This window comes from Streptomyces lydicus, assembly GCF_000717345.1.
Lineage (GTDB): Bacteria > Actinomycetota > Actinomycetes > Streptomycetales > Streptomycetaceae > Streptomyces > Streptomyces lydicus.
In genome coordinates this window covers 1-26,745 of the sequence record NZ_JNZA01000009.1, presented here as the reverse complement: position 1 = coordinate 26,745, position 26,745 = coordinate 1, and the positions used below count along the sequence as shown (strand labels likewise).

The window sequence follows — 26,745 nt, the reverse complement described above, 5'->3', positions numbered from 1 at the left end:
CCCCGCCGCAGTTGGCCGGCTCCGTGCGCACCGTTCAGCTCGCCCGGGTGCCAGGCCATGGACCAGATGCTCAGGGTTGGCCACGCAGGTAGGGAAAACCCCCTGCTGAGTGGGGTGTTGGTCGCAATGCGCCGAGTGTGCCGGGCACGGCAGAGTCCAGCCATGAGCATTTCTCGGTTCGACGGAAGTTCAGTCAAGCACGCCGCCCTCGCCCTGGTGTGTGCCGTGACCGTGCTGGCGGCGGCCGGGTGCGATGACGACAGCCGGCGCTCTTCCCCGCCTGCTCACCAGCATCCCGCAACGCGCGGTGCGGTGGTCTCCGTGATTCCCGTGGCGGACCTGGACGCCAAGGAGGTCGCAGCCCGCGTGGCCAAGGAGGGTATCGATGCCACACAGGTCCGCTACGGCGTGCGGGCTGACCGGATCGTGTATCGCACCGTCGATTTCAAGGGCAAGCCCACCACGGCCAGCGAGTTGGTCGCGATGCCCAAGAACGACGAACGTGGCCTTCGGGTCGTGTCCTGGTTGCACGGCACCGAGGTGTACCGAGGAGAGGTGGCCTCGGTGAACGACGAGTCTCGCGACCGGGCCACGGCGCTGCTGTTCGCCTCGACCGGGCGCGCGGTATCTGCCCCGGACTACCTCGGCCTGGGAAAAGGCCCCGGAATCCATCCGTACGGGAACCCGAAGGCAACCGTTACGGCTTCGGTGGACGCATTGCGGGCGACACGTACGTTCGCCCGCAGGGAGGGTCGCGGCCTCGACCGGCGCGTACTCATCAGCGGGTTCTCCCAGGGCGGCCCCGCCACGATGCTGGTCGGGCGGGCCCTGCAGCAGGGCGTCGATCCGTATTTCCGTCCGGGTGTCCTCGCCCCGGTCGCCGGGCCGTTCGATCTGAGCGGTTTCGAGGCCGCCGCGGCAGACGACAAGGTCGAACGGTCCTCGCTCTACCTCGCCTATTTCGCGACCGCGTGGAACCGGATGTATGGCCTGTACGGCGCCCCGGACCAGGCGTTCCGAGCGCCTTACGACAAGAAGGTGGAGACGCTGTTCGACGGCGACCACAAGGCGTCGGAGCTCGCGGCCGCACTGCCCAGGACCTCGAAGCAACTGTTCACCGAAGCCTTCCTTCAGAAGGTGCGCCACCCCACGGGGGATCTGCGGCGCAAACTGGGGGTGATGGACAGCACGTGTGACTGGCGGCCCGACGTCCCGGTGCACCTCTTTCACGCCAGGGGCGACAAGGACGTCTCCTTTGCGAACTCCCTGCGCTGCCGGCGCCAGCTGACCGCCAAAGGGGCTGACCAACAGCTCAGTGATGTCGGCGAGTTCGACCACAGCGCGACGGTCCTGAAGGCCCTGCCACAGATAGTGCGCGAGTTCGACAAGGCTCGCTGAGGGGCTTTTTCGTTGCCGGGGCGGCGCTGACGGGGTATCACGCGCGGCCCTGCCGGGGCGTAGCGGCAGCCGTGTGCGGCCGGGCCGCGCCCACCGCCCTCGCAGGGGCGGGGACACGGCCCGGAAAATTTGGCCGGCCGCTGCTCAGGCCGTGGTGCCGCCGCCGCGTTCGTCGGCCTCCGCCTCGGCCTGCTTGGCCTGGACCTCGGGGTCGAGCGAGGCTCCCTCGCTGCCGTCGACCGCGCTCAGCCGGCCGCGGTCGCTGACCTCTGTCGGGGCCGGCGGCTCGACCAGCCAGTCCGGGTTGGCCTGCTTGTCCCACCACTTCCAGGCGGCGATCGCACCGCCGGCCAGGATGCCCAGCACGGCCAGCCGCTTGGCGAACTTGCCGTACTTGGCGCGGCGGCCATGCTTCTTCTGGATCTTGGCGATCTCGGCGGCCGTCACCTGGCCGCGGAGCGCGGCGAGCGCGGCGCTGCCCCGGGTGACGACCTCCTCGCGCACCGGCTCGGCCGCGGCCCGGGCACTGGTCACCGCGTGCTCCAGCCGTGGTGCGGTGTACTCGGCGGCCTGGTGGGCCGCCTTGCGGGTACGGCAGGCCGCCCGGGTCGCCGCGGCGTCCACCTTGGGGGGCAGGGCGCCACGGGCATGCTCGATACGCGGGTGGAGATGCGCGTCGTACTGATGACGGGCCTGGTGGGCGGCTTCGGCCACTTTCGGGGCCAGCCGCGCACGGGCCTCGTGCGTGTACTGCACGGCGGCGTCCTTGGCCGTACCGGCATACGGAGCCACCACCTCCGCGGCGTGCCGCACGCTGTCCTTCGCCGTATCGGTCGCGGCGCGCACGCTGTCCTTGCGGGTCACGGGATCCTCCTCCTCGGTGGCGTGGTCCGGGGGCTATGGGGGTTGGTCCCCCATGTCTGCTGTGTCGCCTGTCCACCCGTTTGAAGATCATGCCCGCTCGCGGCTCGTACGGCATGTGAGAGCGGGCATCCGGGTCATTACGGACGCTTCCCGAGCCTCCTTGACGACAATGCCACGGTTTGCCGGTTCCGGCGCCTGATATCCGTACAAAGGCTGGTACAGGTGGCGCCTTGGGTGGTGACCGGCATCCGGGCGGGGCCGCGGGGCAGGACCGGGGCGGGGCCGGGGCGGGGGCGGCCGGGCGCCACAGAAAATACGCGCGAAGCGCATCGGTGGGCGGTGGTCGGATGGCGGGAGGGAGGTTCGTGCGAGGATCGGGGACCGTCAGCGAAGACTTATGGAAGGTTGATCGTGGCTGAGCAGCTCTACGCCACCCTGAAGACGAACCAGGGCGACATCGAGATTCGGCTTCTGCCGAACCATGCACCCAAGACCGTCAAGAACTTCGTCGAGCTCGCCAAGGGCGAGCGGGAGTGGACCCACCCGGAGACGGGCAAGAAGTCCACGGACCGGCTCTACGACGGCACCGTCTTCCACCGGGTGATCAGCGGTTTCATGATCCAGGGCGGCGACCCGCTGGGCAACGGCACCGGCGGCCCCGGCTACGAGTTCGGGGACGAGTTCCACCCCGACCTGTCCTTCAACAAGCCGTACCTGCTGGCCATGGCCAACGCCGGCCCGGGCACCAACGGCTCGCAGTTCTTCATCACCGTCTCGCCGACCGCGTGGCTGACCGGCAAGCACACCATCTTCGGTGAGGTCAGCACCGAGGCGGGCAAGAAGGTCGTCGACGCGATCGCCGGCACCCAGACCAACCCGCGCACCGACCGCCCGGTCCAGGACGTGGTGATCGAGTCGGTGGTCGTCGAGACCCGCTGAGCCGCGTCTTGTGCCCCGGAGCGGTCCGGGGAACCATTGCGCCCCGCCCGGTCGTACTCCGGGCGGGGCGGTGTGTTTGACGCGCCCCGGACACGGAAGAGGACGAGGGGACCGATGGACCAGGTGCCAGGCAGCCCGCAGGAGCCGCAGGACGCGCGCGGCGGCGACGGCCCGCAGGGCTGCTACCGCCACCCGGATCGCCCGACCGGCGTCCGCTGCACCCGCTGCGACCGGCCGATCTGCCCGGACTGCATGGTCAGCGCCTCGGTCGGATTCCAGTGCCAGGAGTGTGTACGCGGCGGCAGCGGCACCGGCCACGCACCGCAGGCCACGGTGCCGCGCACGATAGCGGGCGGCACGATCGCGGCCGATCCGCGGCTGGTCACCAAGATCCTTCTGGGCCTCAACGTCGCGGTGTTCCTCGCCGTGCTGGCGTCCGGCGCCGAGCTGGTCGACCGGCTCGACCTGCTGGGGCTCGCCTTCGATCCGAACCGCTATCAGCTGGTCGGCGTCGCCGAGGGCGAGTGGTACCGCCTGGTGACCGCGATGTTCCTGCACCAGCAGATCCCGCACATCGCGTTCAACATGCTCTCCCTGTGGTGGCTGGGCCCGCCCCTGGAGGCCGCGCTCGGCCGGCTGCGGTTCACCGCGCTCTACCTGATCTCCGGGCTGGGCGGCAGCGCCCTGTCGTACCTCCTGGCCGCGCAGAACCAGCCCTCGCTGGGCGCGTCCGGGGCGATCTTCGGACTGCTGGGCGCGACCGCGGTGCTGCTGCGGCGGCTGAACTACGACATGAAGCCGGTGCTGATCCTGCTCGGCCTCAACCTGGCCTTCACGTTCCTGTGGCCGAACATCGCCTGGCAGGCGCACGTCGGCGGGCTCGTCGTGGGTGCCGCCGTGGCGTTCGGGATGGTGCACGCGCCGCGTGACCGCCGGGCCGTGATCCACGTCGCGACCTGTGTGCTGGCGCTGCTCGCGATCGGTGCGGTGGTGTGGGTACGGACCCTTCAGCTGGTGGGCTGAGGAGTCCGTACCGTCAAGTTGTCCACAGTGCGTGGCCGATCTTGTGCATGCGGTGCGGAACCTGTGTTCCCGACGCTCTGACCTGCATTTCCCCAGGAAGGGCAGGGGGAGAGGGCGGTCGGGAACGGGTGCCGCCGATCACACCGGCGTCAACCTCCGGAAGGTTATCCACAGATCTTCTGAAGTTTTCCCCGGCTGTGGATAACCGTGTGGATGGCCTTGGGCAGGGCTTGCGCTACTTCCACTGGGTCGATACGCCGAACCCCACCGCGATGAAGCCGAAGCCGCAGACGATGTTCCAGTTGCCCATGGCGGCGATCGGCAGATCCCCCTCGGACACGTAGAACATGACGATCCACGCGAGCCCGATCAGGAACATCGCCAGCATCACCGGCGCCACCCAGCCACGGCCTGAATTCATTTTCAGGCTGGTGGTGGTCTTCGCCGGCGGCGGCGTGAAGTCGTCTTTCTTGCGGATCCGTGACTTCGGCACGAGGAACTCTCCTGTCGATGCGCTGCTCCCCCACTCGCGACGTCGCTCGAGCGGGATGGGGGGACCTCCCGCTCGGTGAAGCCGAGAGTAGGGGAACTCCCTCCGCGTGGGGGAGGTACGAGGTGCGCCAGGGTGCGGACGTGATGGGGAGCGGATTCCTTTCCCGGGCGTCCGTTAGCGTAGTGCTTCCGCGGCGTCGTAAGGAGCAAGGGTACGTTGAGCACTTCCGCTGACTCCTCACCTCGCCCCGGCCGGCCCCGTCTGCGGCCCGTGCGGCTGCTCACGCTGGTGGTCTTCGCGCTCGCCGGGATGCTGTTCTGGCTGAGCTTCGACACCGCGCGGGGCACCAATCTGCGCTCGGACGACTCCATGCTGCGGCTGTCCGACCTCATCCAGGAGCGCAGCCACAAGAACGGCGCCCAGGACGACCGCAACGCCACCCTGCGCGAGGAGGTCGACGCCCTCGCGCGGCGCGACAACGGCAGCTCCAAGGCCGAGGACGCCAAGCTCAAGTCGCTGGAGAAGAGCGCCGGCACCAAGCCGCTCTCCGGTCAGGGCGTGACCGTCACGCTCACCGACGCCCCGCCGAACGCCACCGCCAAGATCCCGGGCGTGCCCGAGCCGCAGCCCAACGACCTGGTCATCCACCAGCAGGACCTCCAGGCCGTGGTCAACGCCCTGTGGCACGGCGGGGCCAAGGGCATCAAGGTCATGGACCAGCGGCTGATCTCCACCAGTGCGGTGCGCTGCGTCGGCAACACCCTGATCCTCCAGGGCCGGGTCTACTCCCCGCCGTACAAGGTCACCGCCGTGGGCAACCGCGACGCGCTCAACAACGCGCTGACCGCCTCCCCCGCCATCCAGAACTACCTGCAGTACGTCAATGCCTACGGCCTGGGCTGGAAAGTCGACCAGCACGAGGCGATGACTCTTCCCGGCTACTCCGGCACAGTGGATCTCCACTACGCACAGCCTGTGAAGCCGTAGCCCCGCGCGCCGCGGGGCGGCGGGGAGGGGCGGGGCCGAATGACGGTGCGGAGCCGGACGACGGTGCGGTGGCTCGTACGGACGCTCAGCGAGATCTGCGTCACGGCCGGGGCGCTGATCGTCCTCTTCGTGGTCTACCTCCTCCTCTGGACCGGCGTGCGCGCCGACAGCGCCATGGACGGCGAGATCGGCAGGCTCCAGCACCAGTGGTCGGCCGGACCGGCGGCTGCCCCGGGCCGCACGCCGGCCCCCGGCGAACACCCGGCCCCCGCCGCACGGCCCCGCCGCTACGCACCGGGCGCCTCCTTCGCCGTCATGTACATCCCGCGCCTCGGTCCGGACTGGGCCAAGCCCGTCCTCGAAGGCACCGGCACCGACGTCCTGCAGCGCGGCCTCGGCCACTACGACACCACCGCGCACCTGGGCGAGGTCGGCAACTTCTCCGTCGCCGGCCATCGCCGCACCTACGGCGACCCCTTCAAGGACTTCCCGGAGCTGCGCCCCGGCGACGCCGTGGTCCTCACCGACGGCACCACCTGGTTCACCTACCGCATCGACAACCGGCCCTATACGACGCTGCCCGGTGACATCGGGGTGATCGACCCCGTCCCCCGGAAGTCCGGCTTCAACGGCCCCGGCCGCTATCTGACGCTGACGACGTGCGAGCCGGAATGGGGCCACAGCCACCGGCTGATCGCCTGGGCACACCTCGATGCCACTCAACCCGTCGCCCAGGGAAGGCCATCGGCTTTGACCGGCTGACCCCCCTGCGCCCGCCCTCGCCCCTTACTCTGGTGTCGCAATCGACATCGTCATCGGCATCGGCAAGGGGACAGCGACAGCATGTACGGCTGGATCTGGCGGCATCTGCCGGGCAACACGTGGGTGAAGGCGCTGATTTCACTGGTGCTCGTGCTGGCGGTCGTCTTCGTACTCTTCCAGTACGTCTTTCCGTGGGCGGAGCCGTTGCTCCCCTTCAATGACGTCACTGTCGACCAAGGGATGGCAGCCGTCCGATGACCGCACGGATTCTCGTCGTCGACAACTACGACAGCTTCGTCTTCAACCTCGTCCAGTACCTCTACCAGCTCGGTGCCGAGTGTGAGGTGCTGCGCAACGACGAGGTCGCGCCCCGGCACGCCCAGGACGGCTTCGACGGGGTGCTGCTCTCCCCGGGCCCCGGCACACCCGAGCAGGCCGGCGTCTGCGTCGAGATGGTCCGGCACTGCGCGGAGACCGGCGTCCCGGTCTTCGGCGTGTGCCTGGGCATGCAGTCGATGGCGGTCGCCTACGGCGGCGTGGTGGACCGCGCGCCCGAGCTGCTGCACGGCAAGACCTCGCCGGTCCTGCACGAGGGCGTCGGCGTCTTCTCCGGCCTGCCCTCGCCCTTCACCGCCACCCGCTACCACTCCCTCGCCGTCGAGCCGGACACCGTCCCCGACGAACTCCGGGTCACCTCCTGGACGGAGGCCGACGACGTCCCGGGTGGGCGGATCGTGATGGGCCTCCGGCACCGCGAACTGCCGGTCGAGGGCGTGCAGTTCCACCCCGAGTCGGTGCTGACCGAATGGGGCCACCGGATGCTGGCCAACTGGCTCGTCGAATGCGGCGACACCGGAGCTGTGGAGCGCTCGACGGGGCTTGCCCCGGTGGTCGGCAAGGCCGGCGCGTGACCGCCCTGCGCCCCGAGCGTGAAGGGAGATCCTACGACCCGTACGAGCCGGAACAGCCGTACGTGCCGCAGGACCCGCACGGCCCGCAGAAGCCGTACGGACAACCCGACGAGTTCGAGGCGGCAGTGGGACGGCTCAACGACCCGCTGAACGATCCCCTGCCCGGCCGGACGCCCCCCGCGTCCGGCACGGGCGACCCGGCGCCCCAGGCGTCTTCCGAGCCCGGCACGGGCCGTCGGCGCCGCCACGCGGCCCCCGCGCCGCCTCCCGCCCCGGCACCGCCTCCGGCGGGCGGGGCGCAGGGCTCGCCGTGGTTCCGCCCGCAGCAGGAGCCGGCGCCACCGGCCCAGGCCCGGCCCCCGGCCCCGACCGAGCCGATACCGGAGCCCGCGGCCCCGCCGACGCGAACGGCCCCGTCCGCCTCGGCCGGCCGGTCCGCCGCCAGGCCCGCTGCGCCCTGGCTGGACGAAGAGACCATGGCGCTGGCGCTGCGGCAGGCCGAGAAGCGCGGCAGGGGCTCTGTTTCACGTGAAACCGACGCCGCTGTTTCACGTGAAACAGAGTCGGCCGTTTCACGTGAAACCACGTCCCCGGCGACCGGAGGCCGCGCGGCCCGGCGCAAGGCCGCTCAGGAGGCCGCCAAGCGCGGCGGAAGGCGTGGTCGGCACGGCGGCGCGGCCGCCGCCGCATCGACCGCAGCGACGGCCTCTGAAGCGTCCCCGGCGCCCACGTCCCGGCTGGAGGCCCGGCGGGCTGCCCGTGCCGCCAAGGACAGTCCCAGCCTGATCGCCAGCCGCGCGCTGGGCGAGGCGTTCATCACCCTCGGCGTGCTGATGCTGCTGTTCGTCACGTATCAGCTGTGGTGGACGAACGTGATGGCTGAGGAAGAGGCGGGCGGCGCCGCCAACAACCTCCAGCAGGAGTGGAACAAGGGCGGCGGGGAGAAGAAGAACCTCGCGGTCGGTGAGCGCTTCGGCATCATGTACATCCCGAAGCTGGACGTGAAGGCGCCGATAGCCGAGGGCATCGACAAGCACAGCGTGCTGGACCACGGCATGGTCGGGCACTACGACAAGACCAGCGGGGTCAAGACGGCGATGCCCTGGGACAAGAAGGGCAACTTCGCGGTCGCCGCGCACCGCAACACCCACGGCGAGCCGTTCCGCTACATCAACAAGCTCACCAAGGGCGACAAGATCATCGTCGAGACGCAGAGCTCGTACTACACGTACGAGATGGAGAGCATCCTCCCGCAGACGTCTCCGAGCAACATCAGCGTGATCGGACCCGTGCCGCCCGGCTCGGGTTTCAGCGGACCCGGCCGTTACATCACCCTGACCACCTGCACCCCCGAGTTCACCAGTACCTTTCGGATGATCGTCTGGGGCAAGATGGTCGACGAGCGGCCGCGGAGCAAGGGCAAACCGGCAGCGCTCGGCGGCTGAGCGAACAAAAAAGGGGTGCTACGCGGTGACCGCGACCGAAACCGACGAGGAAAGCCACCGCGGCACGCCGCCTCCCACGCCGCGCCGCGTGCGCAGGACCATCGCCTCCATCGTCAGCGTCATCGGCGAACTGCTGATCACGGCCGGCCTGGTCCTGGGCCTTTTCGTCGCCTACTCGCTGTGGTGGACCAACGTCCTCGCCGACCGTGAGGCGCACAAGCAGAGCGACCAGGTGCGCCAGCACTGGGCGGCGAGCGGCCCCAAGGGACCGGGAGCCCTCGACACCAAGGACGGCATCGGCTTCCTGCACGTGCCGGCGATGGACAACGGCGAGGTGCTGGTCAAGAAGGGCACCAGCAGCGAGGTGCTCAACGAGGGGGTCGCCGGCTACTACACCAAGCCGGTCAAGTCCGCGCTGCCGCAGGACAAGAAGGGCAACTTCACCCTCGCCGCGCACCGCGACGGCCACGGCGCGAAGTTCCACAACATCGACAAGCTCAAGGACGGCGACCCGATCGTCTTCGAGACCAAGGACACCTGGTACGTCTACAAGGTCTTCGCGACGCTGCCCGAGACCTCGAAGTACAACGTCGACGTCCTCAACAAGCTCCCCAAGGAGTCCGGCAAGCACAAGGCCGGCCGCTACATCACCCTCACGACCTGCACCCCGGTCTACACCTCGACGTACCGCTACATCGTCTGGGGCGAGCTGGAGCGCACCGAGAAGGTCGACGCGGACCGCACCCCTCCGGAGGAGCTGCGCTAGCCCGCAGCGCCGCGCAGCACCCGCGAACGACAGAGCCCCGGCCGCCCTTGAAGGGCTGCCGGGGCTTCGTCGTGGGAACGCTCAGCGGGCCGCTGCCCGCCGGTCGTCAGCCTCCGAACGGGCCGCCGAAGATGCCGCCGCCACCGTCATTGCCGCCGCCGCCACCACCGCCACCGATGGTGGTCAGCGTCACGGTCGTCGACTTGGGGTCGGACGGCGTGTTCGGCTGCGGGTCCTGGTTGATCACCCGGGCGTTGTCGTCCTGCGGGCCGGTGATCTGGATGTTGGTGAAGCCGGCCTGCTGGAGCGCCTGCTTCGCATCCTTCAGCTTCTGGGTCCGCACGTCCGGCACGGGCGTCTGCGCGGCCGCCTTGCCGACCTTCAGGTTGACCGTGGAGCCGTTCTTGGCGTCCGTGCCGCCCGCCGGGCTCTGGTCGAGCACCTTGCCGACCTGGTTCGGGTCGGGCGTCTCCTGCTCGGTCTTGGTGACCTTGAAGCCGAGGTCGCTCAGCTGCTTCTCGGCCGCCGCGGCGTCCTGGCCCTTGACGTCCGGGATCTGCTGCTTGGGGGTCGGCTGGGCCACGACCAGCCGGATCGTCGTGTCCTTCGGCTGGTCGGTCTGTGCGTCGGGGCTCTGCCGGATGACCGTGCCGGCCGTCTTCTCGGACTCCTCCGAGGTCTGCTGGACGTCCGTGAAGCCCTTGGAGGACAGGATCGACTTGGCCTTGTCGGCGGTGTAGCCCGTCACGTCGGGCACCGTCACCTTCACGGCCCCCGAGCACAGCGTCACCGTGATCGTGTCGTTCTTCGCGATCTGGTTGCCGGCCTCCGGCTGCTGCTCGGTGATCTGGCCCTTCTTCTGGTTTTCGCAGGGCTTGCGGCCGCCCAGGGCCACCTTGAAGGAGCTGTTCACCCCGGCCTGCTTGGCATCCTTCAGCGTCCTGCCGACGAGGTTCGGCGCGGCAAGCTTGCTGTCCTGCTTGTTGCCGCTGAACATCGCCTTGCCGATGAAGATCGCACCGACCAGGACCAGCACCGCCGCGAGCACCAGCAGGATCGTCGAGGTGTGGCTCTTCTTCTGGCCGCCGCCCCGCCGCCGGTCGCCGCGCTCGTCGTAGCCGTAGCCCCCGTCGTCGGGGTTCATCGGCGGGAGCATCGAGGTCTTCGGGCCGCCGCCGTCCTGCGCGCGCAGCATCGTCGTCGGCTGGTCCTGGTCGTAGCCGGCCGCGCCCAGGGCGGAGGCCGCCGCGACCGGCTGGCCGTCCAGCGCCGCCTCGATGTCGGCGCGCATCTCGTCAGCCGACTGATAGCGGTAGTCCGGGTCCTTGACCAGCGCCTTCAGGACGATCGCGTCCATCTCAGGCGTGATCTCGGGGTCGAAGTTGCTCGGCTTCTGCGGCTCCTCGCGGACGTGCTGGTAGGCCACCGCGACCGGCGAGTCACCGACGAACGGCGGCCGGACGGTGAGCAGCTCGTACAGCAGACAGCCGGTGGAGTACAGGTCGGAGCGGGCGTCGACCTGCTCGCCCTTGGCCTGCTCGGGCGAGAGGTACTGGGCGGTGCCGATGACCGCGGCGGTCTGCGTCATCGTCATACCGGCGTCACCCATGGCGCGGGCGATGCCGAAGTCCATGACCTTGACCTGGCCGGTGCGCGTCAGCATGACGTTCGCCGGCTTGATGTCGCGGTGGACGATGCCGGCGCGGTGCGAGTACTCCAGCGCCTGGAGGACGCCGGTGGTCATCTCCAGCGAGCGCTCGGGCAGCAGCTTGCGGCCGGAGTGCAGCAGCTCACGCAGCGTGGACCCGTCCACGTACTCCATGACGATGTACGGGATCGAGACACCGTCGACGTAGTCCTCGCCGGTGTCGTAGACCGCGACGATCGACGGATGGTTCAGCGAGGCGGCCGACTGGGCCTCACGGCGGAACCGGGCCTGGAAGGACGGGTCGCGGGCAAGATCCACCCGCAGCGTCTTCACCGCTACGGTGCGGCCGAGGCGGGTGTCATGCGCGAGGTACACCTCGGCCATGCCACCGCGGCCGAGCACCGAGCCCAGCTCGTACCGGCCGCCGAGGCGACGCGGCTCTTCCATAAGCTTCTCCAGCCCTCTCCGTCAGTCCCGACCGCACCCGTGTGTGGTCCGGCGGTGTGCTGTCCGGGCTACCGTACCCGGGACGCCGCATCGGACCGGGCCGGAGCCGCAACCTGATACGTGACCGGTACTGGCATGACCCGAGTCACTTCTCGCCTTCGAGTACCGCCTCCATGACGCGCTTCGCGATGGGAGCGGCGAGCTTGCCGCCGGCGATGTCGTCGCGAAGGGTGTCCGATCCCTCAATGACGACAGCGACCGCGACGGGGGTGCCCTTGTCGGTCTTCGCGTAGGAGATGAACCAGGCGTACGGGTTGTCCTTGTTGTTCTCGCCGTGCTGGGCGGTACCCGTCTTACCCCCGACTGTGACGTTCGGGATCTGTGCGTTGGTTCCCGTGCCGCTCTTGACGACGGTCTCCATGATGCTCTGGATCTTCTGCGCGTTCTCCGGGCTGAGCGGCCGGCTCATCTCCTGCGGCGTGTGCTGCTGCACCACGTTGAGGTTCGGCGCGACCAGCTGGTCGACCATGTACGGCTTCATCAGCTTGCCGCCGTTGGCGACTGCCGAGGCGACCATGGCCATCTGCAGCGGCGTGGCCCGGTTGGACGCCTGCCCGATGCCGGCCATGGCGTTCTGCGGCCGGTTGTCGGTCGGGAAGATGCTCTCCGCGGCCCGGACCGGGGTGTCGATCTTGGCGTTGTTGAAGCCGAACTTCTCCGCCTCGGCCTTCATCTTCTTGTTGCCGAGGTCGGCGCTGACCTTGCCGAAGACCGTGTTGCACGACAGGCGCAGGGCCTCGCGCAGGCTGACGTTCTCACACTGGATGGAGCCCTCGTTCTTCAGCGGGAGACCGGCGGTGTCGGGCAGCGTGTACGGCACCGGCGAGTCGGTCTTCGCGTCGACGTCGGTGTACAGGCCGTTCTCCAGCGCCGCCGAGGCCGTGACGACCTTGAAGGTGGAGCCCGGCGGGTAGGTCTGCCGCAGCGCCCGGTTGAGCATCGGCTCGTCGGGGTTGTTCTTCTTCAGCAGACCGTTGTACGCCTCGGCGTCCTTGTTGCTCATGCCGGCGAACGTGGACGGGTCGTACGACGGGGTGCTGGCCAGCGCCAGGATCGCCCCGGTCTCCGGGTTGATCGCGGCGACCGCGCCCTTCTGGTTGCCCAGGCCCTCGAAGGCCGCCTTCTGCGCCTTGGCGTCCAGCGTCGTGACGACGTTGCCGCCCTTCTGCTTGCTGCCGGTGAACATGTCGACCGTGCGGCTGAAGAAGAGCCGGTCATCGGTGCCGGTGAGGATGCCGTCGTTGAGCTTCTCGAGCTGGTTGGCGTCGAACGCCTGCGAGGCATAGCCGGTGACCGGCGCCCACATCTTGCCGTTCTTGTACGTCCGCTTGTACTTGAAGTCGCCGCTGTCGGTGGTCGTCGAGCCGGTGATCGCCTTGCCGTCGACGATGATGTTGCCGCGCGGCGTGCTGTAGCGCTCGATGGAGACCCGGCGGTTGTGCGCGTCGTTCTTGAGCTGGTCGCCCTCGACGAACTGCACCCAGTTGACGCGGACGAGCAGGGCGAGGACGAGCAGGCCGCAGAAGATCGCGACCCGGCGCAGAGGCTTGTTCACGGACGGACCACCTGGGTCATCTCGGCGTCGGTGGACGGGGCGGGGGTCGGCGCCGGGCGGCGCGCGGTGTCACTGATGCGAAGCAGGATCGCGACCAGCGCCCAGTTGGCGATCACGGAGGAGCCACCCTGGGCGAGGAACGGCATCGTCATACCGGTCAGCGGGATCAGGCCCGTCACACCGCCGGCGACGACGAAGACCTGCAGCGCGAAGGCGCCGGAGAGGCCGACGGCCAGCAGCTTGCCGAACGGGTCGCGGGCGGCCAGCGCCGTACGGATACCGCGCTCGATGAGCAGGCCGTACAGCATCAGGATGGCCATCAGGCCGGCCAGCCCGATCTCCTCGCCGACGGTGGCGAGGATGTAGTCGCTCTTGGGCGCGATACCGCCGATCAGCCGGGAGTAGCCCTGGCCCAGACCCGATCCGAGGATGCCGCCGGACCCGAAGGAGTACATGGCCTGGGCGGTCTCGGTGACGCCGCCGTTGAGCAGCTCCAGCGGGTTCAGCCAGTTGTGGACACGGACCTGCACGTGGGACTCGAAGGTGGCCACGGCGACCGCGCCGCCGGCGCTCAGCAGCAGACCGAAGACGATCCAGCTGGTCCGCTCGGTGGCCACGTACAGCATGATCACGAAGAGGCCGAAGAACAGCAGCGAGGTGCCGAGGTCGGTCTCGAAGACCAGGATCATCAGGCTCAGCGCCCAGATGACCAGGATCGGCCCGAGGTCACGGCCGCGCGGGAGGTACAGGCCCATGAAGCGGCGGCTGGCGAGCGCCAGCGCGTCCCGCTTCACCATCAGGTACCCCGCGAAGAAGATCGCGATGATGATCTTCGCGAACTCACCGGGCTGCAGCGAACCGACACCGGGAATGGTGATCCAGATGCGCGCGCCGAAGCGGGCCGGGAAGAAGATCGGCGAGATCAGCAGGACCAGCGCCACCACCATCGAGATGTAGGTGTAGCGCTGCAGGACACGGTGGTCCTTGAGGAAGATCAGTACGCCGAGGAAGAGCGCGACGCCCAGCGTCGACCACATCAGCTGCCCCGGCGCCATCGCACCGCCCAGCTGCGGCGTGCTGATCTGCGGCTCCTGGTCCAGCCGCCAGATGAAGACCAGACCCAGGCCGTTGAGCAGGGTGGCGATCGGCAGCATCAGCGGATCCGCGTACGGCGCCCACTTGCGCACGACGAGGTGCGCCACGCCGGCCAGCAGGCCGAGCCCCAGGGTGTAGCCGAGCACACCGGCAGGGACGGTCTCCTCCTTGGCGAGACCCACATTGATGTACGCGAACACCGGAATGATCACCGCGAAGACGAGCAGCGCCAGCTCGGTGTTGCGGCGGCTCGGGGCTCCGATGGTGCCGATGGTGGTGGTGTTGGTGGTACTGCTCATGAGATCTCCGGCCCCCTACGCCCTCACTGCTGGGTGCTGCAATTCTTTTCCAGCTTCTGCTGCTCCTCGGAGGGGGCCTGGCTGGGAGTGGGTGTGGGAGACGGCGTGACGGTCGCCGAGAGGGCCCCGGCCGTGCCGGTGCCTCCGGTGGTGCCCGCCTTGTCGGTGGAACCGGGCTTTCCGGTCTGCGTGCCGGGCTTGGCGGTCGAACCGGGCTTGCCCGGCGTGCCCGCCTGGCCCTTGCCCTTGTTGCGCGCCGCCTCGCGCTCGGCGGCCTCCCGCTGCTCCTTGCTGCGGCAGGCGTTGGCCTGCCTGCTCAGCTCGGTGACCTTCTCGCCCGCCTGCGTACGGCTGTCGACCGCGATGGTCTCCTTGACCTGGTTGCGCTGGTACAGCGGGAGGTACTTGAGTTCGATCTCGGGGTGATCCTCGTCCACGTCGTTCAGCCGGAACCACGCGAGGTCCTGGCTGATGCCGCGGTACAGCGCGATGTGGTCGTCCTTGGCGCCGACGAAGTACTGGGTCTGCGTCCAGCGGTAGCCCCCGTAGAGCCCACCGCCGATCACACCGAGCGCCAGCACGAGGAACAGCGAGCGCTTGATCCACCTTCCGCGCCGCCGCGGCTTGACGAAGTCCTCGTCCATGAAGGCGCCGAAGGAGCCCTGCGGCGGACCGCCGACCTCCGGGTCGCCGCTTCCGGGCGGGCCGAAGGCGCCACCGGGGCCGGGGGGCGGCCCGCCGGGACGGCCGAGCTCGGCGGCCCGGGCGGCCGGCGTCTGCAGCGTGCTGGGGTCGCTGAGCTGGTGCTGGTTCTCCGCGACGGCACCGACGATCACCGGGGTGTCGTTGAGCTGCCCGGCCATCGACTCGTTGCCGTCCACGTCCAGGACGTCGGCGACGATGCAGGTGATGTTGTCGGGGCCGCCACCGCGCAGCGCGAGCTGGATCAGCTCCTGCACGGTCTCGTGCGGCCCGTGGTAGCCGGCGAGGGTCTCCTCCAGCGTCTGGTGGCTGACGACGCCGGACAGCCCGTCCGAGCAGATCAGGTACCGGTCGCCGGCCCGCACCTCGCGGATCGACAGGTCGGGCTCGACGTGATCGCCGCTGCCCAGCGCCCGCATCAGCAGCGACCGCTGCGGGTGCGTGGTGGCTTCTTCCTCGGTGATCCGGCCCTCGTCGACCAGTCGCTGCACCCAGGTGTGGTCCTGGGTGATCTGCGTCAGCACGCCGTCGCGCAGCAGGTAGGCGCGCGAGTCACCGACGTGCACGAGGCCGAGCCGCTGCCCGGTCCACAGCAGGGCGGTCAGGGTCGTGCCCATGCCCTCCAGCTGCGGGTCCTCCTCGACCATCACGCGCAGCTGATCGTTGGCGCGCTGCACGGCGGTGCCGAGCGAGGTGAGGATGTCCGAACCGGGGACGTCGTCGTCGAGCTGGACGAGGGTGGAGATCACCTCGGAGGAGGCGACCTCACCGGCGGCCTGGCCGCCCATGCCGTCGGCGATGGCGAGCAGCCGCGGACCGGCGTAGCCGGAGTCTTCGTTGCCCTCGCGGATCATGCCCTTGTGCGATCCGGCGGCAAAGCGCAGGGACAGACTCATGCGCACCTCACCCGTCGGCTCGGGGTACAGCCGGTCTCGTCGAGCCACACTGCCCACCCTCCGGTCGGGAGCACGCCCGGGTCCGCCGAGTGGACCGCCGCGGCTCGCTCGCTCCGCTCGCTCATTGTCGTACTACTTCCGCAGCTCGATGACGGTCTTGCCGATGCGGATCGGGGCTCCCAGAGGAATCGGTGTCGGGGTCGTCAGTCGGGTCCGGTCCAGGTACGTGCCGTTGGTGGAACCGAGATCCTCGACGATCCACTGGCCGTCACGGTCCGGGTAGATCCTGGCATGCCGGCTGGACGCGTAGTCGTCGTCCAGCACGATCGTGGAGTCGTGCGCACGGCCCAGGGAGATGGTCTGGCCTTGGAGGGCGACGGTGGTGCCGGTCAGCGAGCCTTCGGAGACCACCAGCTTCGTGGGGGCCCCGCGGCGCTGCCGGTTGTTGCCGCGGCCGCCTTCCTGGCGGCGCTGCTGCTGCTGCGGAGGTGCCGCAGGCTGGCGCTGCGCACGCGGTTCCTGCGCGCCGCGCCGCGCGGCACCGCGCTGCGTGACGCGCGTGCCGAACAGATCGCTGCGGATGACCTGAACGGCCACGATGACGAACAGCCACAGTACGGCGAGGAAACCCAACCGCATGACCGTGAGGGTCAGCTCTGACATTGCCCCCGCTTCACCCTTCGGCTTGCCGGTAAACGATGGTGGTACTGCCCACGACAATCCGCGAGCCGTCGCGGAGATTAGCGCGAGTGGTGTGCTGCCCGTCTACCACGATGCCGTTCGTGGAGCCCAGATCCTGGATCATGGGGGGCGTTCCGACCCGGATCTCACAGTGACGCCGGGAGACACCCGGGTCGTCGATCCGTACGTCAGCGTCGGTGCTGCGGCCCAGCACGAGAGTGGAGCGCGAGATCTGGTGGCGGGTGCCGTTGATCTCGATCCAGCGCCTCGTCTGCGCGTAGGGCTGCGGACCTGCACCGGGCGGTGCCGTACGGGGTACGGGCTGCGCGCCGCCGGGAGGCGGGGAGGAAGGCATGGGGGGCGGGCTCACGTGGCCGCCGCCGGCCCGGCTGCCCTGGGGCGCCGCGGAGGCGCGCTGCGCCGCCTGGCCGGGCTGGTCCTGCGAGCTGCTGGACGCGAGCGTGCGGCTGCGGACGCGGTACAGGCCGGTGTCGAGATCGTCGGCCTTCTCCAGGTGGACCTTGATCGACCCCATGAAGGTGTAGCGCTGCTGCTTCGCGTAGTCCCGGACCATGCTCGACAGCTCGTCGCCGAGCTGCCCGCTGTACGGGCTCAGCCGCTCGTAGTCGGGGGCGCTCAGTTCGACGATGAAGTCGTTGGGGACGACCGTGCGGTCGCGGTTCCAGATGGTGGCGTTGTTGTCGCACTCGCGCTGCAGCGCGCCGGCGATCTCAACGGGCTGCACTTCGGACTTGAACACCTTGGCGAAGGTGCCGTTGACGAGACCTTCGAGACGCTGCTCGAAACGCTTCAGTACTCCCACGGGGCACCTCCTTCCTCAGTCTTCGTCGGGGTCGTCCTGATCGGGTCGTCCTGATACTGCTTACTGATCGTATCCACGCGTCGGGAAATCGGCTGGTTCCCCTTTCCCGCCTTGAGGACGAGTGTCGCCCCTCACAGGGTTGCCCGGTGCTTCCTTGCTCCTGCCCACTGTCGTGCACTGCGATCGTAGATGTGCCCCGATGACAGTGTCCCGCAACCGCCGACCGGTCCCGGTGGGCGGGGCCGGGAGTCGGACACCGCACCGTACTGATCTTGCGGTCCTCCGCCCGGGCCACCGACGGCCCGGGTGTGGCTCGCTCCGGTGACGGCTACCGCGAGTGTGAACCCTTTGGGCAGTGCTCGGCGAATGCCCGAGGCACGAGGGGGTGCCGGGTGGGTGCCCGGACGGTGCCGGGCCAGGAGCAGGTCCGGGGGCCGGGGGCCAGGGGAAAGGCGTGTGAACCCACCCCGGACAGCGTGCTAATGTTCTGGATGTCGGCAGGCGCTCGCACAAGACCCGGACGGAACAGCCCGGATCGCGTGAGAGAATCAACCGGCAGCACCCATGCGCGGGTGGCGGAATAGGCAGACGCGCTGGATTCAGGTTCCAGTGCCCGAAAGGGCGTGGGGGTTCAACTCCCCCCTCGCGCACAGATGAGACCCCCGGTCTCCGGAGAAATCCGGAAGCCGGGGGTCTTTCGTTGCATGCGTCACATTGTTGGTCACGTCACGGTCCGCGGTGAGTCGGGCGGGGCGGCCTGAGGGCTAGCTCACATGGGTAGCGGCGGCGGTGTCGTTCGTCAGCTTCGTGCGGGCCGTTGTCGTTGTGATCTCTGTCGTTGTGACCTCTGCCTCGGCCGCGGCGCTCTCCGTCACGGCCGTACGGAAGGCGCGGACCCGCGCCGTCTCCCGCGCGGTGTGGTGCACCAGACCCAGGACCGAGTCGGGCAGGCCGGTGACGGGCACGAAGACGAGGTCACGGCGGCCGTGGTAGTCGGCGGTGGGGCGGCACAGCAGCATCCCGCCGCGGCCGGCCGCGGTCAGGGTGAGGCCCTCCTGCAGGGTGCTGACCCGTGGGCCGGCGGGGATCGCGCGGCCCTGTGGGGTGACGGCCGGGGCGTGGGCCGCGCGCCAGTAGGCGGGGGCCGGGCCGTCGGGGGAGATCAGCGCGACGGCGGTGAGTTCCTCGGCGGTCAGCGCGGTACGGGACGCCAGCGGGTGGCGCACGGAGAGCGCGAGGGTCTGCTGCTGGGCGGAGAAGACCGGGCCGAGGGTGAGATCGGGCTCGGCGACCGGCAGCAGCGTGACCGCGACATCGACCGTGCCGCGGCGCAGCGCGCCGAAAGGATCGCAGAGCGGGATCTCGACGATCTCGGTGGCGCAGCCCGGGTGGCGGGCCTGGAAGGCGTCGATGGCCTGCATGATCCGGTCGTCGGCGGTGCCCTGGAAGCCGATCGTCAGCCTGCCCTCGATGCCGCGGGCGGCGCTGCGGGCGCGCTCCACGGTGGCGCGCAGCGCGTCGTAGGCGGGGCGCAGGGACGTACGGAACTCCTCGCCGAGCGGGGTGAGGCGGACCCGGCGGCTGGTGCGGTCCACGAGGCGGGCACCGATGCGGGACTCCAGGGAGCGCAGGAGCTGGCTGACCCGGCTCTGCGAGACGTACAGCCGCTCACCCGTGCGGCCGAAGTGCAGTTCCTCGGAGAGCACGAGGAAGCACTCCAGCTCGCGGAGTTCGAGGCCGGGGGCGGTGGTGGCGGTGGAGGGGTGCGGGCCGCTCATGGGGTCCTGGTCCTTCATGGTGCGGTGCGGTGCGGGGTGGTGCGGGCGCGGGGATCGATGAGCCCTGCTCATAGAAGGGTGAGGAGTTGGCCGTTGTTCCCGGGTGGGCGCGGGCGTTGGCTGGGGGCATGACGAGGACCGAGTGTGGCAGGACCGCCCGGACGGATGAACGGGCTGTCGGGACAAGCGCGTTGGCGCGGGGGCGGGGCGGTGGCTGGCCGGCGGTGGGGGCGCTGGCGGCGGCGACCTTCACCGTCGTGACGTCGGAGATGCTGCCGGTGGGGCTGCTGTCGCCGATCGGCCGGGAGCTGCGGGTCTCGGACGGTACGGCGGGGCTGACGCTGACCGTGACCGGGCTGGTCGCGGCGGTTGCGGCGCCGCTGCTGACCCTGCTGGCGGGCCGTCGGGACCGCCGGGTGGTGCTGGCCTTCCTCATGGGCACGCTGGCGGTGGCGAACCTCCTGGCGGCGTATGCGTCCGATGTCGCGGTGCTGTTGGTGGCGCGGGTGCTGGTGGGGCTGGGGATGGGTGGGGTGTGGGCGATTGCCGCGGGCCTCGCGGTGCGGCTGGTGCCCGAGAGGCGGGTGGCGGCGGCCACCTCACTGATCTTCAGCGGCGTCGCGGCGGCATCGGTGCTGGGCGTGCCGGCCGGCACCTTCCTGGGCGAACTGGGCGGCTGGCGCACGGCGTTCACGGCGATGGCCGCGGTCTGCGCGGTGGTGGCGGCCGCCCTGGCCGTCCTGTTGCCGCCGCTGCCGGCCACCGGTGCGGTGCGGCTGGGCGGGGTGCTCGGGACCCCGCGCGGCGCGGCCGTACGGACCGGACTCGTCGTGGTGGCGCTCCTGGTGACGGGCCATTTCGCGGCGTACACCTATGTGCGCCCGGCGCTGGAGGAGTTGGCCGGCGCGGGACCCGGACAGATCAGCACCCTGCTGCTGGCCTTCGGACTCGCGGGGCTGGCCGGGAACTTCGCGGCGGGGGCGGCGGCCGCGCGGGCGCCACGGGCAGCGTTGCTGGCGATCTGCGCCGTGCTCGCCGGGACGGTGCTGCTGATGCCGCTGCTGGGCCGCGGGGCCGGAGTGCCGGGGGCGGCCGTCCTGGTGGCCGTGTGGGGGCTGGCCTACGGGGGCGTCTCGGTCAGTACCCAGACCTGGCTGATGGCGGCGGCACCGGGCGCCCGGGAAGCGGCTTCCGCCCTGTTCGTGACGGTGTTCAACGCGGCCATCGCGTGCGGCGCGCTGCTCGGCGGCCGGGCCGCGGACAGCTGGGGCGCGCCGGGCGTCTTGCGGCTGGGCGGCCTGCTCGCGGTGGGGGCGCTGGTCACGGTGGGGGTGGGGAGGGCGCCTCGGGGGTGAGGGGGTTTGGTGGCCGGGCGGCTTTTTTCGAGCGCTGCGGAGTGGGTGCGGGTCCGGGGGGGGCCGGGGGCGGGGGTCAGGCAGCACCGGGGCTCTGGAGCATGGGGCTCCGGAGCATGGTGCTGCCTGGCCGGTGGGTCGAGTGGCCGTGCCCCCGGGTGGCCGTGTGCGGTCCCCCTCAGGCGGCGAGGTTCTCGGCCAGCGTCTTGGCCTTGGTGGCCGCCTCCCGGAGGGCCTTCTCCCGGGAGGTCTCGTACAGCGGGACGAGCTCGGCCATCGCCGGGTTGCTGGGGGCCATGGTCAGCTCGGGGACGATGAAGTCGACGTCGAGGCCCATACCGCCGTTGAGGACGGCCTCCAGGTAGTTCTGCACGTACTCGAAGGGCTCGCGAGGCGTGCCCGGCGCGTACGAGCCGCCGCGGCTGGCGACGACGGTGACCGGGGTGCCCTTGGCGGACGGCGTCTCGCCTGCCGTACGACCCATGATGATCACCTGGTCGAGCCATGCCTTGAGCGTCGAGGGGATCGTGAAGTTGTACATCGGCGCGGCTATGACGACCGCGTCGGCCCGCTCCAGCTCCTCGGCGAGCTCGACCCGCAGTGCGAAGGCGGCCTGCTGCTCGGGGGTGTGGGTGGCGGGGTCGGAGAAGCCGGCGGAGGCGGCGACGCCGTCGAGGTGCGGCAGCGGGTCGGCGGCCAGGTCGCGGTGGATGACGGTGCCGTCGGGGTGCTGCTCCTCCCATGCCGTGCGGAACGCCGCGGTGACGGAGCGGGAGGCGGAGCCGCCCTCGGGGAAGACGGAGGAGTCGATGAGCAGGAGCGTGGCCATGGGGGCAGCCCTTCAGTACGCGACCGGGTGGGGACCACGGCCACTGGTTGAATTCCGTACGTCCCTATTAATAACACAGGAGCTTACTTTTCTGCAGTACCCAACGGGAGGGCGGTACTCTGGGTGTATGGCGGACCACGGCGAGGCGATCTGTAGGCAGGTCGACGACGGCATGACGCGCGTCTTCGAGCTGTTCGGGAAGCGCTGGACGGGGCTGATCGTCGCCACTCTGATGCCGGGGCGGGTGCACTTCGCCGATCTGCGGCGTGCCATTCCCGGGATCAGCGAGCGGATGCTGTCCGACCGCCTCATGGAGCTGGCGGCGACCGGCCTGGTCGTGCGCGAGGTGGACGCCGGCCCGCCGCTGCGGGTCTCCTACCGGCTCACGGAGGCCGGCCTGGCGATGGAGCCCGCGCTCAAGGAGCTGGGGCGCTGGGCGGAGACCTATCTTGCCGATGGGGGGCAGTGTCCGGAGCGGTTCCGGAAGTAGGGGCTTCGTGGCGCGGGGACGGGGCCGGGGGCGCGGCGCTCGTTTGGCCGCTGGCCGGCGTCGCGGGCTGGGGTTGGGGTTGAGGCCGGGGCTCAGCCCAGGCGTTCCTGGGCGGCGTTGTAGCGCCGCAGGTAGGTGGCGAAGCGGTTGAGGTCGTCCTCGTCCCAGTCGGCCAGCCGCTCGTGGAACGCCTGGCGGCGGCTCGCGGTGACGTTGGCGAGCACCTGGGCGCCCTTTTCGGTGGGGTGGAGTACCTGGACGCGCTGGTCTTCCGGGTCGACGCGACGCTCGACGAAGCCGAGTTTCTCCAGTGCGGCGATCTGCCGGCTGACCGTGGACTTGTCCAGGAGGTAGTGCGCCGCGAGGTCCGTCGCGCGGCATCCCTGCTGGTCATCGAGGTGCGCGAGCAGGGTGTAAGAGACCAGCGACAGCTCGGGATGCATCCGCGCGGCGGTCGCACGGGCCCGTCGGGCGAACGCGGTCATCTCCTGCTGAATGGTCTCGACGGACTCGTCACGGTGGGGCACGGCTTGCCTTTCGTAGAGGTAGTTGTATAGTACAACGTGGATTGAGAGTTGTATTTGCCAACTACTGCGCCTGGCTGGTCGGCCGGCTGCCGAAACCACTGCCTGGCGAGGGCGAACGAGAAGACGAACGAGCTGAGAAGGTCTGACCCTTGAGTACGGTTCCCACGAGTACGGCCCGACAGGGCGACCGACTTCCTGACCATCGAGCCGACCGGCTTTCCGGCCGGCGGGCTGATCGGCGGACTGATCCGCGGACCGATCGGCTTTCCGACCGTCGAAGCGAAGGCCACGGTGACCACCGTTCGGCAGGGCCCGCTCACTCCGGCGGGCTGCGACATGTGCTGACGCACCTGGTCACCCCGCTGCTGATGTGCATCGGGATGGGTCTGGCTTACCTGGGCGCCTTCGCACATCCGGCGCCGCACCACATGCCCGTCGCGGTCGTCGGATCGAGCCGGAGCGCCCAGCTGCTCGCCCAGTCGATCAACGACAAGGCGGGCGGCGACCTGGAGGTGCGGACGGTGGCCCACCGCTCGACAGCGGTCGACCAGCTCAAGCACCAGGACATCTTCGGTGCGTATGTCCCGAAGGGGGATGGGAGCGGTAAGGGGCGCGGGGGCGCGGGGGACGGGAACGGCCAGGCGCGCGTTAGCGGGAACGCAGGGGCTACTGAGGACGGAAGGTCTCCCGGGGAGGCAAGGTCTGCCGGGGACGGAAGGTCTCCCGGCGACGGGACCGCGGCAACTCCTGAACTGCTCGTGGCGACGGCCGCTTCCGACACCAGCGCCTCCGTCGTCCAGAAGATCTTCACGCCGCTCGCGGCGCAGCAGGGTGCCCCGTTGAAGGTCACCGATGTCGCCCCGACCGCCGACGACGACCCGACCGGCCAGGGCATCTTCTTCCTGCTGGTCGCGATCAGCATCGGCTCGTACGCCTCGGTCGCGGTGATCGGCGGAGCCGGAGCCGTGCTGCCGATCCGGCTGCGGGCGGCACTGGCGGTCGGTACGTCCTTCGTGGTCAGCCTCATCGGCACGGCGTTCGCCGGACCGGTCTTCCACCTCGTCGACCACGGCCTGTGGGGTCTGTGGGGCATGGCCTGGCTCTACTCGGCGGGCATCCTGCTGATCGGCACGGGTCTGCACACTTTCCTCAAGCGCTGGACGACGCTGGGTGTGATGGCGCTCTTCGTGATGCTCAACTTCACCTCCTCCGGCGGGATTTTCCGCCCGGAGATGCAGAACGGATTCTTTGCGGCGCTGCACTCCTTCTGGAACGGCGCGGGCTTCGTGGAAGGCGTCCGCAGTCACGTCTACTTCGACGGCTACGGACTGTCGGGACACCTCTGGACGCTGGCGTTGTGGCTGGTGGTGGGCGTGCTGATGGTCGGTGTGGCGGCGCTGGCCGAGCGGCGGCGGCGCTCCGCGGAGGCGGAGGCGGCGGCCAATGCCGCGGCGGTGGCGGCGGCCGCGGTGGCGGCGACCGTGCCGGAGCCCGCGCCGAAGCCGGTCCGCGGCCCTGTGGATGACGGGGTGGAGGAGGAACTCGAGGAGGCCGTCGGGGTGTAGGACCGACTTTGTGGGCGGCGGTGCTGCGTCGGCGCGGGGGGTGTGGGGGCGTGGGGGCGGTGCCGGAAAGTTATCCACAGGTTGTGGGGACGTGGATGCGGGCCTTGACGGGGTGTCGGTAACGTCATTGCTGGTCGGCGCGCAGGGGACGCCCGGCGGGCCGCCACCTCCGCAGTGCGCGGTACGGAGCGTGCCGGTTGCTGGGCGGAGGGTGTCAGCGAAGGATGTTCAGCAAGGCTCTTCAGCGGCGAGTGCTCAACTCGACGGAGAGCGCTCAACCGGGCTGCTCAGCGTGGGTGTGTGCAGCAACGCAGCAACGCCGCAACGCAGCAACGCAGTGACTGGCGCAGAGAGCGCCGGTCGAGAAGGGGGAGGTGGCCCGCCATGTCGCGTGTGCCGTACGTACCGGGGTTTGCGAGGGCGGACGAGCACGGCCCGTCGGGGCCGTCGCCGCGAGCCGCCGGCCGCGCGCTGCGGGAGCGGCTGCCGCGTGCCGCGCAGGATGCGCTCTCGATCGCGGACGGGCGGCCGGATGTTGTCACCGCGGTCGAGAAGTCCAACGCCGGACGGCTGCCCGAGCTGACGCCGATACGCGTCGGCCGGATGGCCGCCGGACCCTTCGCCTTCCTACGAGGCTCCGCCGGCCTCATGGCATACGACTTGGCGGACGAACCCGTCACCGGCATCGGCGCGCAGATCTGCGGGGATGCGCACGCCGCCAACTTCGGTCTCTACGGCGATGCCCGCGGCGGCCTCGTCATCGACCTCAATGACTTCGACGAGACGCTGTACGGGCCGTGGGAATGGGACGTGAAGCGGCTCGCGACCTCGATGGTGCTGGCGGGCCGGGAGGCGGGCGCCGATGAGGACGAATGCCGCAAGGCGGCGCAGGATGCGGCGGGAGCGTATCGGCGCACGATGAGGGTGCTGGCGAAGCTGCCGGCGACCGAGGCGTGGAACGCCATCGCCGACGAGGAACTCGTCTCGCACGCCGACGCGCGGGACCTGCTGGGGACACTGGAGAAGGTGGCGGCCAAGGCGCGCAGGAACACCAGCGCGCGGTTCGCGGCGAAGGCGACGGAGGAGACGGCGGACGGCGGTCGCCGATTCGTGGACGCGCCTCCGGTGCTGCAGCGGGTGTCGGATGCCGAGGCGGCCGCTGTGGCAGGTTCCCTCACCGGCTACCTGGAGACCCTTCCCGAGGACCGGCTGCCGCTGCTGGCCCGCTACGCGGTACACGATGTGGCCTTCCGCGTGGTCGGCACGGGCAGCGTGGGCCTGCGCTCGTACGTCGTCCTGCTGCTGGATCACCGGGGCGAGCCGCTGGTCCTGCAGGTGAAGGAGGCCCGTCGACCGGTACTGGCGCCGTATGTGGAGAAGGCCGGCTTCCGGGTGCCGACGGTGGTGCATGAGGGGCGCCGGGTGGTTCTCGGGCAGCGCCGGATGCAGGTCGTCAGCGACAACCTGCTGGGTTGGACGACGGTGCAGGACGTCACGCCGTCGGCTCAGGACGCGGCCTCGGCCAGGGCGACGATGCGCCCTGAGGGCTCAGCGGCGACCGGGCGCCCTTTCCAGGTCCGCCAGTTCAGGAACCGCAAGGGCAGCGTGGACCCGGCGCAGCTGACCGGCGACCAGCTGGACGACTACGCCCGCATGACCGGCGCCCTCCTGGCCCGAGCCCACGCCCACAGCGTCGACCCACGCCTGGTGGCCGGCTACTGCGGCAAGAACGAGGAGCTGGACGAGGCGATAGCCAGATTCGCCCTCACCTACGCGGACCGCACGGAAGCCGACCACGCAGCCTTGATCGCAGCCATCAAGAGCGGCCGCGTGCCGGCTGAGCTGGGAGTCTGAGCCACCCGCCCGGGAGGGGAGCAGCGGGCCAGCGGACCAGCGGGCCAGCGGGCCAGCGGGCGAGGAGGACGCTGCGCGTCGGCTGAGGTGGAGGCTTTGCGCCTGCATGGTCCTCGGACGTGCGTGGTTCTTACGGTCCTTTGTGAGCTCGTGAGCTTGTGGGTTGTGTGTGCTGGCGTGGTGGAAGCGGAGCGTGTGCGAGGTGGTCGCGGGCGGCTGGTCGGGTGCCGGCACGTGAGGTGACTGTCGTCGCCCGGGTCCGTACCGATTGCGCCCCGAGGTTCTTACGCACTGGGTGGGGTGTCGTCCTGGTCGTGCCTTGCCTGGTGGTGGGCGGTGGGGTGATTCGTAGGCCCTGGCTGGTGTGGTGGGTCTGGCGTCTGGCCTGACGGGCGTGATGGGCCGGTGGCCGTGCTGCTGATCGGTGGGTGCTGGGCGATGGCTGACTGGCTCGTTGGCTGATCAGTGGGTGCGGGCTGCCCGAGGGCTGCCCGAGGGGTGCCTGCGGAGAGCCGTCGTTCGGCGCGAGGTGGTGGTGGAGGTGGGTGGGTGG

The 26,745-nt window shown here is 70.1% G+C and carries 24 protein-coding genes and 1 tRNA gene; 14 read left to right on the top strand and 11 right to left on the bottom strand.

The window, feature by feature from the left end; all coding sequences use genetic code 11:
- Positions 1-162: 162 nt before the first annotated feature.
- Entirely contained in the window at positions 163-1,398 is a 1,236-nt protein-coding gene (locus tag OO62_RS10190; protein WP_164993281.1) for an alpha/beta hydrolase family protein, read from the top strand.
- A gap of 144 nt (positions 1,399-1,542) precedes the next feature.
- Here OO62_RS10190 and OO62_RS10185 read toward each other — a convergent pair whose 3' ends face one another.
- Positions 1,543-2,262 (bottom strand): DUF5324 family protein, encoded by a 720-nt coding sequence (locus OO62_RS10185; protein WP_033266986.1) that lies wholly within the window; start codon positions 2,260-2,262, stop codon positions 1,543-1,545.
- A 411-nt stretch (positions 2,263-2,673) separates the two neighbouring features.
- Here OO62_RS10185 and OO62_RS10180 point away from each other — a divergent pair, with 411 nt between their 5' ends.
- Complete coding sequence (locus tag OO62_RS10180) at positions 2,674-3,201, top strand: peptidylprolyl isomerase (RefSeq protein WP_033266985.1); 528 nt, start codon at positions 2,674-2,676, stop codon at positions 3,199-3,201.
- Positions 3,202-3,315: 114 nt separating this feature from the next.
- Positions 3,316-4,224, top strand: a complete 909-nt coding sequence (locus OO62_RS10175) for a rhomboid family intramembrane serine protease (protein WP_033266984.1) — start codon at positions 3,316-3,318, stop codon at positions 4,222-4,224.
- Between the two features lie 235 nt (positions 4,225-4,459).
- Here the strand turns inward: OO62_RS10175 and crgA are convergent, their stop codons facing one another.
- Positions 4,460-4,717, bottom strand: coding sequence for a cell division protein CrgA (gene crgA / locus OO62_RS10170; RefSeq protein WP_033266983.1), 258 nt, complete (start codon positions 4,715-4,717; stop codon positions 4,460-4,462).
- Between the two features lie 216 nt (positions 4,718-4,933).
- On the opposite strand from crgA, the gene OO62_RS10165 reads away from it, so the two are divergent.
- The 6 genes from OO62_RS10165 to OO62_RS10140 all read left to right on the top strand — a co-directional run bounded on the left by OO62_RS10165 (position 4,934) and on the right by OO62_RS10140 (position 9,588).
- Positions 4,934-5,704, top strand: coding sequence for a DUF881 domain-containing protein (locus OO62_RS10165; protein ID WP_033266982.1), 771 nt, complete (start codon positions 4,934-4,936; stop codon positions 5,702-5,704).
- Positions 5,705-5,743: 39 nt separating this feature from the next.
- Positions 5,744-6,466 (top strand): class E sortase, encoded by a 723-nt coding sequence (locus OO62_RS10160; RefSeq protein WP_033266981.1) that lies wholly within the window; start codon positions 5,744-5,746, stop codon positions 6,464-6,466.
- Between the two features lie 81 nt (positions 6,467-6,547).
- A complete protein-coding gene (locus tag OO62_RS39930) occupies positions 6,548-6,724 on the top strand; it encodes a hypothetical protein (protein WP_033266980.1) in 177 nt (58 codons plus the stop codon).
- Positions 6,721-7,377 carry an aminodeoxychorismate/anthranilate synthase component II gene (locus tag OO62_RS10150; protein ID WP_033266979.1) on the top strand — a complete coding sequence of 219 codons (657 nt, stop codon included), beginning with the start codon at positions 6,721-6,723 and terminating at the stop codon, positions 7,375-7,377. The genes OO62_RS39930 and OO62_RS10150 overlap by 4 nt, the downstream gene beginning before the upstream one ends.
- The gene (locus OO62_RS10145; protein WP_033266978.1) at positions 7,374-8,822 is read left to right on the top strand and encodes a class E sortase; all 1,449 of its coding nucleotides are present in this window, start codon (positions 7,374-7,376) and stop codon (positions 8,820-8,822) included. Before OO62_RS10150 ends, OO62_RS10145 begins: the two co-directional genes overlap by 4 nt.
- A 25-nt stretch (positions 8,823-8,847) precedes the next feature.
- Positions 8,848-9,588: a class E sortase gene (locus tag OO62_RS10140; RefSeq protein ID WP_033266977.1), complete on the top strand. Its 741-nt coding sequence runs from the start codon at positions 8,848-8,850 to the stop codon at positions 9,586-9,588.
- Between the two features lie 106 nt (positions 9,589-9,694).
- On the opposite strand, the gene pknB is transcribed toward OO62_RS10140, so the two are convergent.
- The 6 genes from pknB to OO62_RS10110 all read right to left on the bottom strand — a co-directional run bounded on the left by pknB (position 9,695) and on the right by OO62_RS10110 (position 17,794).
- Complete coding sequence (gene pknB / locus OO62_RS10135) at positions 9,695-11,683, bottom strand: Stk1 family PASTA domain-containing Ser/Thr kinase (protein WP_033266976.1); 1,989 nt, start codon at positions 11,681-11,683, stop codon at positions 9,695-9,697.
- A gap of 145 nt (positions 11,684-11,828) precedes the next feature.
- Entirely contained in the window at positions 11,829-13,298 is a 1,470-nt protein-coding gene (locus tag OO62_RS10130; RefSeq protein WP_033266975.1) for a peptidoglycan D,D-transpeptidase FtsI family protein, read from the bottom strand.
- A complete protein-coding gene (locus OO62_RS10125) occupies positions 13,295-14,692 on the bottom strand; it encodes an FtsW/RodA/SpoVE family cell cycle protein (RefSeq protein WP_033266974.1) in 1,398 nt (465 codons plus the stop codon). The genes OO62_RS10130 and OO62_RS10125 overlap by 4 nt, the downstream gene beginning before the upstream one ends.
- A gap of 23 nt (positions 14,693-14,715) precedes the next feature.
- Entirely contained in the window at positions 14,716-16,290 is a 1,575-nt protein-coding gene (locus OO62_RS10120; RefSeq protein ID WP_033266973.1) for a PP2C family protein-serine/threonine phosphatase, read from the bottom strand.
- Positions 16,291-16,422: 132 nt separating this feature from the next.
- A complete protein-coding gene (locus OO62_RS10115; protein ID WP_033266972.1) occupies positions 16,423-16,953 on the bottom strand; it encodes an FHA domain-containing protein FhaB/FipA in 531 nt (176 codons plus the stop codon).
- Positions 16,954-16,963: 10 nt separating this feature from the next.
- On the bottom strand, positions 16,964-17,794 hold the full coding sequence (locus OO62_RS10110; RefSeq protein ID WP_033266971.1) for an FHA domain-containing protein: 831 nt from the start codon (positions 17,792-17,794) through the stop codon (positions 16,964-16,966).
- 566 nt (positions 17,795-18,360) lie between these two features.
- Between OO62_RS10110 and OO62_RS10105 the strand changes: the two genes are divergently transcribed.
- A tRNA-Leu gene (locus OO62_RS10105) sits at positions 18,361-18,444 on the top strand.
- A gap of 114 nt (positions 18,445-18,558) precedes the next feature.
- Here OO62_RS10105 and OO62_RS10100 read toward each other — a convergent pair.
- On the bottom strand, positions 18,559-19,572 hold the full coding sequence (locus OO62_RS10100; RefSeq protein ID WP_078617098.1) for a LysR family transcriptional regulator: 1,014 nt from the start codon (positions 19,570-19,572) through the stop codon (positions 18,559-18,561).
- A gap of 128 nt (positions 19,573-19,700) precedes the next feature.
- Here OO62_RS10100 and OO62_RS10095 point away from each other — a divergent pair, with 128 nt between their 5' ends.
- Complete coding sequence (locus OO62_RS10095; RefSeq protein WP_206738503.1) at positions 19,701-20,927, top strand: MFS transporter; 1,227 nt, start codon at positions 19,701-19,703, stop codon at positions 20,925-20,927.
- 178 nt (positions 20,928-21,105) lie between these two features.
- On the opposite strand, the gene OO62_RS10090 is transcribed toward OO62_RS10095, so the two are convergent.
- Positions 21,106-21,756, bottom strand: coding sequence for an FMN-dependent NADH-azoreductase (locus OO62_RS10090; protein ID WP_033266969.1), 651 nt, complete (start codon positions 21,754-21,756; stop codon positions 21,106-21,108).
- A 127-nt stretch (positions 21,757-21,883) separates the two neighbouring features.
- Here OO62_RS10090 and OO62_RS10085 point away from each other — a divergent pair, with 127 nt between their 5' ends.
- A complete protein-coding gene (locus tag OO62_RS10085) occupies positions 21,884-22,246 on the top strand; it encodes a winged helix-turn-helix transcriptional regulator (RefSeq protein ID WP_033266968.1) in 363 nt (120 codons plus the stop codon).
- Positions 22,247-22,338: 92 nt separating this feature from the next.
- On the opposite strand, the gene OO62_RS10080 is transcribed toward OO62_RS10085, so the two are convergent.
- Positions 22,339-22,773 carry a MarR family winged helix-turn-helix transcriptional regulator gene (locus OO62_RS10080; protein WP_033266967.1) on the bottom strand — a complete coding sequence of 145 codons (435 nt, stop codon included), beginning with the start codon at positions 22,771-22,773 and terminating at the stop codon, positions 22,339-22,341.
- Between the two features lie 338 nt (positions 22,774-23,111).
- Here OO62_RS10080 and OO62_RS10075 point away from each other — a divergent pair, with 338 nt between their 5' ends.
- Together OO62_RS10075 and OO62_RS10070 are read left to right on the top strand one after the other, a co-directional pair.
- A complete protein-coding gene (locus OO62_RS10075; protein WP_398741521.1) occupies positions 23,112-24,338 on the top strand; it encodes an ABC-2 transporter permease in 1,227 nt (408 codons plus the stop codon).
- 384 nt (positions 24,339-24,722) lie between these two features.
- A complete protein-coding gene (locus OO62_RS10070; protein WP_033266965.1) occupies positions 24,723-26,192 on the top strand; it encodes a DUF2252 domain-containing protein in 1,470 nt (489 codons plus the stop codon).
- Positions 26,193-26,745: the final 553 nt, after the last annotated feature.